The organism is Serratia sp. DD3 (assembly GCF_000496755.2).
Window position 1 is genome coordinate 1 of sequence record NZ_AYKS02000103.1, and the last position, 12,933, is coordinate 12,933.

The following is a 12,933-nucleotide window of genomic DNA, read 5'->3' on the forward strand; positions in this document are numbered from 1 at the left end:
TGGTCAGCAGAAATTGAAGCATTATGCCCGGTGGCTGCGGATGATCCTTATAGGGTCACGGCAGAGAATAACCATAAAACACCGTGGCGAGATATTTTTAAGGACAAGCGTAAAGATAAAAAATAAGTCAATACTCAGGTGAAAGAGGGAGAAGAATTTTTGGCTGGTGCTAATAAACATGATATCCAGAAATGGTTGGCGTAGAACCTATGGCATAGGTGTCGATTAATAAAAAGGATGGTGTGTTGGATCAATAAGATAAAATAAGCCAGGGAGCGGCAGAACGGTTGATTTGCCCAAATGTGCAAATGGAAATAAGTGACTTTAAATTGGCATTGGGCGAAGGATAATTTTATGGTTTATTCATATAGATATACGCCGCGAAAGAAACGGATAATAGCAACATCATTTGTGTTTGCATTTTTGTTATTAATGTTTATCAGTATTGGGTCTCTTGTTTATATAAGTTATTTTATAAAAAATTTAGAGGCTTGGATGATTATTGTTTCTGTGGTCGTGTTAGGTATAATTATGATACCATTGATGACTATGATTTCAAATTATATTGAGAGGAATTCATTATGGGATAAAGTAACTCTAGATAATGAAAAGCTATCATCAGAAAGATTTGGGGAGATAAAGGTTAAAGATATAACCATATTTAAGGTTAATGACCTTAACAAGATATTTAGCTTTAAAATTTATACAGAGAAGAAAAAATTAAATTTTTCAGGTTTAGATATTCTAGGTGATAGCGGCGGAAAGGAGTATCAAGGGGATATCGTAGCTCTAAAAGCGATGGCGAATGAGATAGAGCGCATCATCAGTGAACAAGGGCTTAATGTTAGATCCAGTAAAGAATCAAGTTCAACAGCCTTATTCGTAGTGCTCTGTTTAGCTATGGTGATGCTGATCCCTGGGCTTATCTTTGCCCCGCAACGGATGATTTTCGTTATTCCTTTTGTCGTGCCGCTGTTCTTTTATGCATTGAAAAAAAGAAAAGAGCAAAATCAGGTAGATAAAAAATAATATGGATTATTACGGGCTGTTTCCAAAGTTTAAATTCAATCGTCCATTGAATGAGCAAGAAAGACAATATCAACTTAAGCAACATGAACAGATTGATTTAAAAAATCAATCTCTAGCACCGGAAGTGAGTGTTATTAATTTAAACTCTAACTATATGGAATTGGTAGATAAATACTACTCACCTAAGGGAATAGGTAGTCTTGTGAGTTTTGTTGGGTTTTCTATGTTTTCTATTTTTTTAATATCGGTAATTTTTATATTCCTTAATCGAAACTTTAATTTGACTGCCTTTTTTACCATTATATTTTTTACAGTAGTGTCAGTACCAGCAATTTACTGGATGTTAAAGTTGCTTAAAACCGAATGGTTTGCCTGGACGCACTACCCAATTCGCTTTGATAGAAAAAACCGTATGGTGCATGCCCACCGTATTGATGGCTCTAGCTACTCAGTGCCTTGGGGCAAGGTATTTTTTACTCTCGGTTTGAGCCATGGAAAAGGTGCGAGTAAAGATTACTATATCAGTGGCCATGTATTGGCAGAGGATAATATCACAGTGGTCGATACTTTCTGCCTGCCAGCAACCCACGGTGATCGTGAACCGCTGAAACACCATTGGGAATTTGTGCGCCGCTATATGGAAGAGGGGCCACAGGCAGTGATATCGGTGGTGGATTTTTGTCTGCCGATTGAACATAAACGGGAAAGCTATAACTTTGGTCTATTGTATTTAATCTCACAATATGATGGTATACCGCTATTCCTGTTACCGATATTGTTCCCGTTTATATTTTTATTAAGTTTTATTTTTAGCATTCCCCGTTATATTGCCATTATCACCAGCAAACGACCTATTTGGTCAGCAGAAATTGAAGCATTATGCCCGGTGGCTGCGGATGATCCTTATAGGGTCACGGCAGAGAATAACCATAAAACACCGTGGCGAGATATTTTTAAGGACAAGCGTAAAGATAAAAAATAAGTCAATACTCAGGGGAAAGAGGGAGAAGAATTCATATCCAGAAATGGTTGGCGTAGAACCTATGGCATAGGTTGTCGATTAATAAAAAGGATGGTGTGTTGGATCAATAAGATAAAATAAGCCAGGGAGCGGCAGAACGGTTGATTTTGCCAACTATAGGAATGAGTGAATTAGAGTTAGTGAGGGGTAATATGTTCTATTCATATAGATATGTGCCGAGAAAAGTCAGAATTATGTCAATATTTCTTTCGTTGATTTTTTACATTGGCTTAACTTTGGTTCTCATATGGTTTTTTTATAAATATGACTTGTTGAACGTATTGAATGGGTGGGCTATTGCTGGTTGTGTGGTGGTATTCTTTATAATTACGACGCCACTAGGTTTTTTGATTGAACGTTACATAAAAATAAATTCTCACTTGGATAAAGTAAAGATAGATGACGATGGAATATCATCATCTAGATATGGTGATATAAAGTTTAAAGAAATAAAGAAATTTAAAGTTGACGATCTTAATAAAATATTTAGTTTTAAGATTATCACCAGCAATGAAACGTTTAAGTTTTCATGTCTGGAAATTTTAGGTGATGATGGTGGTAATGAATATAAAGATGATAAGATAGCTTTAAAAAAATGGTTGATAGGTTGGAAAGTGTTATTTTAGAAGGGGAGGGTAATATTAAGCTCATTAAAGATTCTAACTCGAATATTTTATTTTTACTGCTCTGTTTAGCTATGGTGATGCTGATCCCGGGTCTTATCTTTGCCCCGCAACGGATGATTTTTGTTATTCCTTTTGTAGTGCCGCTGTTCTTTTATGCTTTGAAAAAAAGAGCGCGCGGATAAATGTAAATTTATATGGTAAATAATAGTCTTTATGTTTTTTTAATTTAAATCTATGGATAATACTGGAGTCCTAAAGTGAAAAAAATAAGTAAAATTGTCTGGTTTGGGTTGCTATTGAATGCTGCTTTAGTGACTTTCTTATGGCTTTTGTCTTCATTTGTGGGTTCTGGCCTTAATTATGGGGACTATGATCTCACCTATTCAGAAATAAAATCATTAAATATAATGTCATATATGGCGCTCCCTTTTACTATTGCTTTTCTTATACAGCTCATTAGTTTGCCTATATTGTTTAAACTGCCTAAGCTAGGATTAGTGCTGGCGTTTGTTGGTGGACTGGTAATGATACCATTAGGTTTGGTTTTTTTAGTAGGGTTTATGCTTAGTTATGAGAAATGTATCAATAATAACCTGGTGATTTTTAGTAAAGATATAGCAAATGACGTGTCATTGGCGTTTCATTACAAAGTCGCCTCTCTGGCAATTCAAAGTATTGTGTTTATTATATTAGGTGTGTTTGTCTGTTCTCTGGGGGTTCAGACTGGCTGGCTAGTCATTGGGGCTGGTTTGGCATCATTATTCCTCTCTTTTCGTTTAAAAGGCCGTATTGTTATTGGTTTATCGCAGGATCAACTGATTGTTACTCCAGCTAACTACGCAGAAACCTATCTTGTTCCTCTGGCCGATGTTACATTAATAGAAGAAAATGAAAAGCTCTTTAAACTACATATTAAATCTTCAGGAGTAGATAGGAAATGTACGTTACGTTATGCCAGCATCATAGAACAAGATTACCAAGAAGGAGTAAAGAAAATTCTTGCAAAGCTTAATAAAACCTCTGTATTAGTTGATTACTAATATCAGTTTGATAAGGTACATTCCTGTGATGGTGACAGAGAAAACGGAGTTGTTTTTTTGTTATGCGAATAAAAATGAATCCTCTTGATATATCCCCCAAATAATTCGAGTTGCAGGAAGGCAGTGGCGCAGAGACTAATCGGTCAGGAAACGATTTGAATGCCGTTTTCGACGGCCCCGCAAGGGGCGAGGTCCACGGACGGGCACCGTAATAAAGCCAACGCACATACTGCTTGAAGTATCAGGGTATATTCATATGAATAAAGTGATGGAATAAATGAAAGGTATAATCCGTATCGGAGATAAAACCACAGGAGGCGGCCAAGTGCTTTCTGGTTCTGGAAAAATGACGTTTCAGGGGATTGGGGTCGCTCGGCTGAATGATCCCGTCAGTTGCCCGATAACTGGGCATAGCCCTTCTTATATTGCCGAAGGGCACCCAACGATGAAAGATAATGGGGTACCGGTGGCTTTTGATGGGTATAAATGTAGTTGCGGTTGTACATTAATATCCTCCTTGACCAATGCGACGACGAGTAAATAATGCCAGTTGATCTCTCCACTATTCCTCCGGTTGCTAAACGAAAGCAACGGCCCTCTGTAAAACGTTGGTTACTCTTGTTGCTGATTTTTCTACTCGGTGGCGGGTTTACTACGCTTAAATTATGGCCAGCGGAAAGTGCAACACGCGGGGCGCTTTTTTGGCACTGTTTGATCAGTATTCCTTGTGTGCTATGGCTATTTGCATTTACTGCCCGCTGGGTAAGTTGGCTGGTTTCAGAGTGGTTAGCTGATGGTTGGGATGCCGAGCGGGAGCGGGATTTGATGGAGGAGATCCAACATGGGCAAAATTTTCTCCTGCTGGGGGCTGAATGTGTGCATTTGCCGCATGTCGCCAGCGCTAATACGTTAACAGAACAATTTATGCTGCCTCAAGGGGTAGTATTGCCCGCTTTGGTCGATGAAGCCACACAGGAAGTCCGCTATCAGGCTCAATTTAATGATGCCACAATGCAGCTTTCCGATAGAGTTACCCGCAGACTGAGCTCGCTTTTGCAAGATGTTGCTCTGCAGGCTGCATTGACTCGACTTAAATTACCCCATTCATTGGCAGTGGTTATACAAGTGGACAGTGATGCCCCATTGAGTGTTGAAGAGAGTGCGGCTATCCAGCAAAATCTTATGCCGTGGCTACCCGCATCCGCTGTCGTACAATTCTTACCGCAGTTTGCACTGGTGGATATTGACCATTGGTTGGATAAACCCGATATGATGGATTCACTGCTGATTCTGTCGGTCAGGTTAATGTCAAATTTAGCAGATGGCGAAAGCGAGATAGCCGTTGCACTCCTTCTACATGCCAAAAATACTGTTGCAGACAGCGCTATGGCTCATGTTCATCGGCCCGAACTTTCGCAGGAAACTGCAATGATCCATGCATCGGCGATGCAGTCTTTACAGTGGGGAAATACTCAGGTGGAAGATGTCGCTTACTTATGGCTTGCAGGAATGGGAACCGAAAATAAAGCACAGGCGCTGCTGATGAGTCATCACCTCAATTTTCCTTGTGTTGAGGCTAAAGGGCAGTTTACAGATATAGATATCAAGAGTGGCTATACCGGTGGGGTGTCCCCCTGGCTTGCCATTGCTTTGGCAGCAGGGAATTCCCGGCAGCCGCTTGCTGCGCAATTAATCATGAGTACCACAGGGGCGGCTGGCTTGCCGTGGTGGTTGGTTGTCTATCCAACCGCAGAGTCATAAGGGCAGGATGTGGCCCCGACCATTCAAAAGTCAGAAATCTGGCAGGGTAACCGTGGCATATAGTTTGGCTAGCCGGGTACTACTGCAAGCAGTGTTCAAATCGTTTTTAGCCGATTTGTCCCTAAATAGTTTTCTGACTGCCACTTCAATAAAGTTGATTATATTATCCATATCGCATTGAATTCATCAGCGATTACTGGCACTAGCGTGTCCAGCCGGTTTGTGTTGGGAGATACAGGTGAAAGGCATATTACAGGGGTTAAGAAATACCACGTTTCAGTTATGGTCTATTTTGTTTATTTTTCTATTTCTGGGGATTGCTGTTTGCTTGATACTCAGAAATGACCCCGCTCAATTGGGGGTTTCACCAGATTCCGTCTGGCAGGAGCGGCTATTCTTCTTATCTCTGGTCTTAACAGGGGGGTTGTTGCTATTTATTGTGCTCTTTTTCGTTTCGACCTATCTGTTCGGTAAGAAAGCCTATCGTAACGCGAAGTCTATCTCTGGTGGGAATAAGCCTGTCACTGAGCATACCCGTTCAGAAATAGAGTCATCGGCCTTGATGAGTATCACCCAACTCAAAAACCACCTCGCCCGCCGTTATGGCCTGTTCTGGCGGCGTAAAGTGCGTCTGCTGCTGGTCACTGGGGATGAGAGCGAACTGGCACTGCTGGCGCCGGGCCTGAAAGAGAACCAGTGGCAGGAAGGCAGCCGCACGGTGCTGATTTACGGCGGCAGCCTGACCACCCAGGTTGATAGCGAAAAATACACCGCGCTGCGCAAATTGCGCCGGGGTCGCCCGCTGGATGGCATTATCCGGGTACTGGGCCCGCAGCAGAATCTGACACCGCAAGTCAGTGACAACGACCTGCGCGGGCTGGAGAAAATCGGCGAACTGTTGCGTTACCAACCCCCGGTGTGGTTATGGCAACTGTGTGACAGCTCCTGGTCACAAGCCGGGCGTATCGAACAGACCGTGGGGGCCTCCTTCCCCTGGCGTGCCATGCCTGATGATGTTGCCCGTCAACTGAATAAACTGCTGCCGCAACTGCGCCAGCAGGGGGTAGAGCAGGTGCTGGAGTATCAGCAGCATGACTTTCTGTTGCGTCTGGGGCAGCAACTGCAAGCCGGTGGTATCGAGCGCTGGCAAGTTCAACTCACCCCCTGGCTGTTTGCCACGCAGCAACGAGTGCCGTTACGTGGCCTGATGTTCAGCCTGCCGCAGCCCAACAGTGCCGAGCGCGCAGGACTGGGCACGCCGAACGCCGTTCCCCATGCACTGACCCTGCCGGCCATCTGGCAAGGGGTGATTGACGAGTGTGGCAAGGTGCGTGGTCGCCGGGTGGGGATGGCCTGGGAGCGCACCCTGGTCTGGTCGCTGATGACCGTGATAGGGCTCTGGTGGGCGGGTTTGTTGCTGTCGTTTGTGCTTAACCGCCAGCAGATGATCACCATTGCCGAGAAAGCCCACACCCTGGTGGCGCAACCGGCGGTCTCTGATGAGCAGTTGACCGCATTGCACGACCTGCGTAACGACGCCGGGCGGCTGCAGTACCGTGTTCAGCAAGGGACGCCGTGGTACTTGCGCTTCGGCCTGGACCACAATGCCTCGCTGCTGGCGGCGATGATGCCCTGGTACGGTGAAGCCAATAATCGCCTGATCCGTGACCCCGCCAGCCTGGCCCTTAAACAGCAACTGACCACCCTGGCCAACTCGGCCCCCAACACGCCAGAGCGTGCGGAGCTGGCCAAATCCGGTTATGACGCGTTGAAAGCCTGGTTGATGATGGCACGCCCCGATAAGGTGGATGCCAGCTTCTATGCCGATACCCTGAAAACGGTGCAACCCACCCGTCAGGGGCTCTCCCCCGGGTTATGGCAGAGCCTGGCACCGGATTTATGGGCATTTTATATTGCCGAGCTGCCGCGCCAGCCTGAGTGGAAAATCACCCCGGAGGCACCGCTGGTCAATCAGAGCCGCCAGGTATTGTTGCAACAGATTGGTCGGCGTAATGCCGAAGGGACCCTGTATGAAAACATGCTTAAATCGGTACGTCGCAATTTTGCCGATGTGACGCTGGAGGACATGACCAGCGGTACCGATGCTCGCCGCCTGTTCAACACTGATGAAGTGGTGCCGGGCATGTTTACCCGTCAGGCCTGGGAAGGGGGCATTCAACCGGCCATTGAAAAGGCCGCCAATTCCCGCCGCGATGAAATCGACTGGGTGCTTAGCGACAGCGGTCATAACATCACGACGGATATTTCCCCCGAGGCGCTGAAAGCCCGCCTGACCCAACGTTATTTTGCCGATTTTGCCGGTAGCTGGCTCAGTTTCCTCAACAGCTTGCGCCTTAACCCCACCAATAATATTGCTGATGTCACCGACCAATTGACGCTGATGAGTGATGTCCGCCAATCACCGATGATTGCGTTGATGAATACCCTGTCCTGGCAGGGGCAGACCGGGCAGCAGAGTGAAGGGTTGTCGGATTCCCTTATCAAGTCCGCCAAGGACCTGATCAATAACAAGGAGAAACCCACCATCGATCAGAATGCCGCCGGGCCTCAGGGCCCACTGGATGACACCTTCGGCCCGTTGTTGACCCTGATGGGGAAAAACAAGGCCGGTAACGTGATGTCTGCGGATAACAGCCTCAGCCTGCAGACTTACCTGACGCGCATCACCCGCGTGCGACTACGTTTGCAGCAGGTGGCCAGCAGTTCAGATCCGCAGGAGATGATGCAGACCCTGGCCCAAACGGTGTTTCAGGGGAAAAGTGTCGACCTCACCGACACCCAGCAATACGGCAGCCTGGTGGCCGCCAGCCTGGGGGAAGAGTGGAGCAGCTTTGGCCGCACCCTGTTTGTGCAACCGCTGGCCCAGGCATGGCAAACCGTGTTGCAACCCTCGGCCGCCAGCCTTAATGACCGCTGGAGCCGGGCGGTGGTGGCCAATTGGCATACCGCCTTTGATGGGCGTTATCCGTTTGCTGCCAGCAAGAGTGATGCCTCGCTGCCGATGCTGGCAGAGTTTATCCGCAAGGACAGTGGCCGCCTTGAGCGCTTCCTCACCAGCGAACTGGGCGGGGTGCTGCATAAGGAAGGCAGTGTCTGGGTCGTGGACACGGCGCACAGCCAGGGGTTGACCTTTAACCCTGCGTTCCTTAAGTCTATCAACCAGTTAAGCCAGTTGTCCGATATTTTGTTTACTGATGGTAGCCAGGGGATCAGCTTTGAACTGCAGGCCCGCCCAGCAGCGCAGGTCACGGAAACCCAACTGACCATTGATGGGCAGAAACTGCACTACTTTAACCAGATGGCAGACTGGCAGAGCTTCCGCTGGCCGGGTGATACCTATAAACCGGGTACCATGCTCACCTGGAGCACCACCAATGCCGGGGCGCGGTTGTTTGGTGATTACAGCGGCACCTGGGGCTTTATCCGCTGGTTGGAGCAAGGTAAACGCCAGCAACTGGATCACAGCCAGTGGATGATGAGCTTTACCACCCCAGACGGCCAGCCCCTGCAATGGGCACTGCGTTCACAACTGGGCAATGGCCCGCTGGCGTTGTTGCAGCTACGCAACTTTACCCTGCCGGATCAAATTTTCAGTGTCGACGCCGGGGTGGCGGAGAACGCCCTATCTGGAAACAGTAGCGGTAACAGTAATATTGCCCTGATGGAGGGGGAACAATAATGGCCGACCTGCAAAGTTTAATGGCGTCCCTGCTCTCCGGGCTTATCAGCCCCGACCCAGTGCGTGCGGCGATATTGTGCGGTTAACCCGTTACGCTGAAACTCAGAGAAATAGAACCCTTATGGACGACTTAACCCTGCGTTATTACGACGCCGAAATGCGCTACCTGCTTGAAGCCGGTGAAGAATTTGCCCAGGCCCACCCGGACCGTGCGGCGATGCTGAATCTTGATAAAGCGGATGCGCGCGACCCTTACGTTGAACGCCTGTTTGAGGGCTTTGCCTTTCTGATGGGGCGGTTGCGTGAAAAGCTCGATGACGACCTGCCGGAACTCACCGAAGGGCTGGTCAGCCTGCTGTGGCCCCATTATTTACGCACCATACCTTCCCTGTCAGTGGTGGAGTTCACACCCGACTGGCAGGAAATGAAAGAGATGATGCGCATCACCAAAGGCTTTGAGGTGCTCTCCCGCCCGATTGGGGAGAAAAAGACCCGCTGCCGGTATACCACTACCCAGGAAATCAGCCTGCAGCCGTTAGCGCTGGAGCATGCCAGGCTGACCACCGACCCAGATGGTCGCTCGGTGGTCAACCTGCGCTTTAACTGCAGCAATCTGGCGGACTGGAGCCGTATCGACCTCAGTCGCATTCCGTTCTACTTCAATGCGGATGCACCGCTGGCGTGTGCCATGCACCAGGCCTTTACCCTCAATGTGGCGCGGCTATGGCTGCGTTTGCCCGGCGAGATGGACCGCCGCCCGCTGGAGGGGCATTTCACCACCCTGGGGTTTGGTAACGAGGATAACCTGTGGCCAAAAGGCAACAGCAGCTTCAGTGGTTATCAGTTGCTGCTGGAATATTTTACCTTCCGGGAAAAGTTTATGTTCACCGCCCTGCGTGGGCTGGAAAATGTCGCTTTCCCGGCGGAGTTGCCGTGGTTTGAAGTGGACGTGGTGCTGGCGGAGCGCTGGGAGCATGATTTCAGCTTTAACGAAAAGCACCTGCGGCTCAATTGTGTGCCGGTGATTAACCTGTTCCCGCTGGAATCCGACCCGCTGACTCTCGATTCGCTGCAGACCGAATACCTGCTGCGGCCGATGCGCGTGCAGGATGGGCATACCGAGATTTACTCCGTGGATTCGGTGATGTCGTCGGGGGGCCATACCTATGTGCCGTTTTCCAGCTTCCGCCACAAAGGGGGCATGATGCGCCATGAGGCCCCGGAGTATTATTACCATACCCGCATGCGCCGTGGCCCCTCCGGGTTGTATAACACCTGGCTGATTCTCGGTGGTGAGGCCTTTGACCAGCATACGGTGCCAGCCGATGAGAGCCTGTCACTGACCCTGACCGGCACCAACGGCCAGTTGCCGCGCCGGGCGTTGCAAAGCACGGTGCTAGATACGGTGATGAAGACCACCTCCGCCAGTATCCGGGTGCGTAACCTGTGTGCGCCGACACTCCCGTGTTATCCCCCTGACCGTGACCGCTTTCACTGGCGGGTGTTAAGCCACCTGGGCAGCAACTTTTTGTCGATGATGGACAATGCCGAAGTGTTGCGCGGTACGCTGGCCCTGTATGAGTGGACCCATAGCGAGATGAACCGCCGTCGCCTGGAAGCGATTGTCGAGGTGCGGCACAGTGAAACCGAACGCTTTGAGCAGGGTTACCTGCTACGTGGCGTGCAGATAGAGGTGACGCTGGACAGCCAGGGGTTTGCCGGGCGGGGGGATATCAGCCTGTTTGGCGAGATGTTGAGCCGCTTCTTTGCCCTGTATACTGATATCTACCTGTTTAACCGCCTGATTATCATTCTGCAACCGACCGGAGAACGACTGGAATGGGAAGAGAAACACAACCGCCGTATTCCCGGTTAACCCCCCGGCTGGAAGCCGAGCTGACGCGGATGAACTTTTACCGCTTCTGCCAGTTGCTGGAAAAGCAGTACCCGGCGCGGCCACCGTTAGGCAGCAGTAGCCACCCGACGGATGACCCGGTGCGCTTGACGCCCTGGCCGGGGATGGGCTTTCCCGCCAGTGAGTTCAAGTTGGTGGAATACAATGAAGAGGATGACGCCGCGCTGCCGGTGATACGCACCACCTTTATGGGGCTGTATGGGGTGGACTCGCCCCTGCCCACCACCTACCTGGATGATATTGCCCAGCACCGGGAAGGGCACGAGGCGTTGCAAGGTTTTCTTGATATCTTCAGCCACCGTATTTTGACCCAGTTCTACCGTATCTGGCGCAAATACTCCTACCCGGCCACCTTTGCGCCGGGGGGCACCGACAACATTTCGCAATCGCTGTTGGGGTTGGTGGGGCTGGGTATTCCGGGGACCGCCAACCATATTGCCACCCCGGTGTCGCGCTTTCTGGCGTTGCTCGGTGTGCTGCGCCAACCGGGCAAGACCGAAGAGGGGATGCAGGCGCTGGTGCAACTGCTGGCCCCGGCCACCCGGGTGCGTGTTCACCCTTATTGCCTGCGGCCCATCGCCATCACCACCCCGTTGATGTTCACCGACGAAGGGGGCTTTGTGCTGGATGGCAACACCCCGTTGGGGGATGAGGTGATGGATACCAGCAGCCAACTGCTGATTGAATTAAGTACCGACGACCAGGATGAAGCCCACGGCTGGATGCCCGATGGGCAGTTGTATCAGGACTTTCTGGTGATGCTGCGTGTCTATCTGGGCTGGCGCTTCAAGGCCAAAATACGCTTGACGGTCAATACGCGCTTGCTCAGTGTACCGCCGTTGGGGGAAGCCCCCTTCTGGCTGGGGATGAGCGGCGTACTGGGGGTCGAAGGGGAGTGTGTCCCTGACGATATCCCCACCACTTTCACCATGGAGCTGGGTGGTTACCAAGGTTTATGCCCGGCAATCGAGACAAAAGGAAACCAACGTGTTACGTACCCGTTTGACTAAATCTGCAGGCTGGCTGCTGTTGCCGGTTCTGGTGGGCACGCTGTCAGGGTGTGGCCTGACCCAGAGTGTCAGTGATGGCACCAAATCCGCCGTATCGTCGATTTTTTATAAGAAGATAAAGGTGTTGCGCCTGGACTTCACGGCGCGTGAAGCACTCAATACCGATGCCCATGAAAATAACTCCCTGTCAGAGTCGGTGGTTATCCGGGTCTATCAGCTTAAAGACCGTAAAGCTTTCGATAAACTGGTTTACCAACAGTTATTGAAGGACGGGGAGACGCTGTTGGCGGCGGAGTTGATTGCCAGCCGTGAGGTGGTGTTGAAGCCCGGGGGCGATGCCTCGCTGGATGCACCGATGGACCCCGATACCCAGTTTGTGGCGGTGGTGGGGATGTTCCGTCACCCGGATATGGCCAAAAACAACTGGAAGCTGGTGCTGCAGCGTGAAGAGCTCGACCCGGACAAGCCACGGGTGATTGAAGCGGGCAGTAACCACCTGACCCTGCTCCCGGTCAAGGAGTAACCCATGCCCCGTCCCTCATTATATGAAACCCTCTACGGCAACTTTGCCGGGGGGCTGGATTTACACCAAATCAGTGAAGAGAACCAGCTGATTATGTCGGTGCTGGACAATATGCAGCGTATACTCAACTGCCGTGCGGGGACCTTGTCGCATTTACCGGACTACGGTCTGCCGGATATGAGCAAAATCCTGCAGGGGATGCCCGGTACGGCTCACCAGTTAATCACTACCCTGTCTGACGTGTTGCTGAAATATGAGCCGCGCCTGAAGAGGATTGATGTGCTGATGCTGGAACAGAGCACCCCCGG

The 12,933-nt window shown here is 49.8% G+C and carries 12 protein-coding genes; all 12 read left to right on the top strand.

What is annotated here, in order from left to right; genetic code table 11:
* Positions 1–354 precede the first annotated feature (354 nt).
* On the top strand, positions 355–1,029 hold the full coding sequence (locus tag IO95_RS19720) for a hypothetical protein (protein ID WP_037385431.1): 675 nt from the start codon (positions 355–357) through the stop codon (positions 1,027–1,029).
* A 1-nt stretch (position 1,030) separates the two neighbouring features.
* Positions 1,031–2,011: a DUF6708 domain-containing protein gene (locus IO95_RS23660; RefSeq protein WP_051791214.1), complete on the top strand. Its 981-nt coding sequence runs from the start codon at positions 1,031–1,033 to the stop codon at positions 2,009–2,011.
* A gap of 233 nt (positions 2,012–2,244) precedes the next feature.
* Positions 2,245–2,676, top strand: a complete 432-nt coding sequence (locus tag IO95_RS19730) for a hypothetical protein (RefSeq protein WP_152554977.1) — start codon at positions 2,245–2,247, stop codon at positions 2,674–2,676.
* Positions 2,658–2,858 (top strand): hypothetical protein, encoded by a 201-nt coding sequence (locus IO95_RS19735; protein WP_037386799.1) that lies wholly within the window; start codon positions 2,658–2,660, stop codon positions 2,856–2,858. The genes IO95_RS19730 and IO95_RS19735 overlap by 19 nt, the downstream gene beginning before the upstream one ends.
* Positions 2,859–2,933: 75 nt before the next feature.
* Positions 2,934–3,716 carry a hypothetical protein gene (locus tag IO95_RS19740; protein ID WP_037386802.1) on the top strand — a complete coding sequence of 261 codons (783 nt, stop codon included), beginning with the start codon at positions 2,934–2,936 and terminating at the stop codon, positions 3,714–3,716.
* A gap of 277 nt (positions 3,717–3,993) precedes the next feature.
* On the top strand, positions 3,994–4,260 hold the full coding sequence (locus tag IO95_RS19745) for a PAAR domain-containing protein (RefSeq protein WP_037386805.1): 267 nt from the start codon (positions 3,994–3,996) through the stop codon (positions 4,258–4,260).
* Positions 4,260–5,477, top strand: coding sequence for a hypothetical protein (locus tag IO95_RS19750; protein WP_023492832.1), 1,218 nt, complete (start codon positions 4,260–4,262; stop codon positions 5,475–5,477). Before IO95_RS19745 ends, IO95_RS19750 begins: the two co-directional genes overlap by 1 nt.
* Before the next feature lie 238 nt (positions 5,478–5,715).
* Complete coding sequence (locus IO95_RS19755) at positions 5,716–9,177, top strand: ImcF-related family protein (protein ID WP_023492833.1); 3,462 nt, start codon at positions 5,716–5,718, stop codon at positions 9,175–9,177.
* 121 nt (positions 9,178–9,298) lie between these two features.
* A complete protein-coding gene (gene tssF, locus IO95_RS19760) occupies positions 9,299–11,053 on the top strand; it encodes a type VI secretion system baseplate subunit TssF (protein WP_023492834.1) in 1,755 nt (584 codons plus the stop codon).
* On the top strand, positions 11,017–12,102 hold the full coding sequence (gene tssG, locus IO95_RS19765) for a type VI secretion system baseplate subunit TssG (RefSeq protein WP_023492835.1): 1,086 nt from the start codon (positions 11,017–11,019) through the stop codon (positions 12,100–12,102). Before tssF ends, tssG begins: the two co-directional genes overlap by 37 nt.
* Positions 12,080–12,625: a type VI secretion system lipoprotein TssJ gene (gene tssJ / locus IO95_RS19770; protein WP_023492836.1), complete on the top strand. Its 546-nt coding sequence runs from the start codon at positions 12,080–12,082 to the stop codon at positions 12,623–12,625. Before tssG ends, tssJ begins: the two co-directional genes overlap by 23 nt.
* A 3-nt stretch (positions 12,626–12,628) precedes the next feature.
* The coding region (tssE, locus tag IO95_RS19775) for a type VI secretion system baseplate subunit TssE (protein WP_037386809.1) at positions 12,629–12,933 on the top strand (305 nt) is incomplete at its 3' end.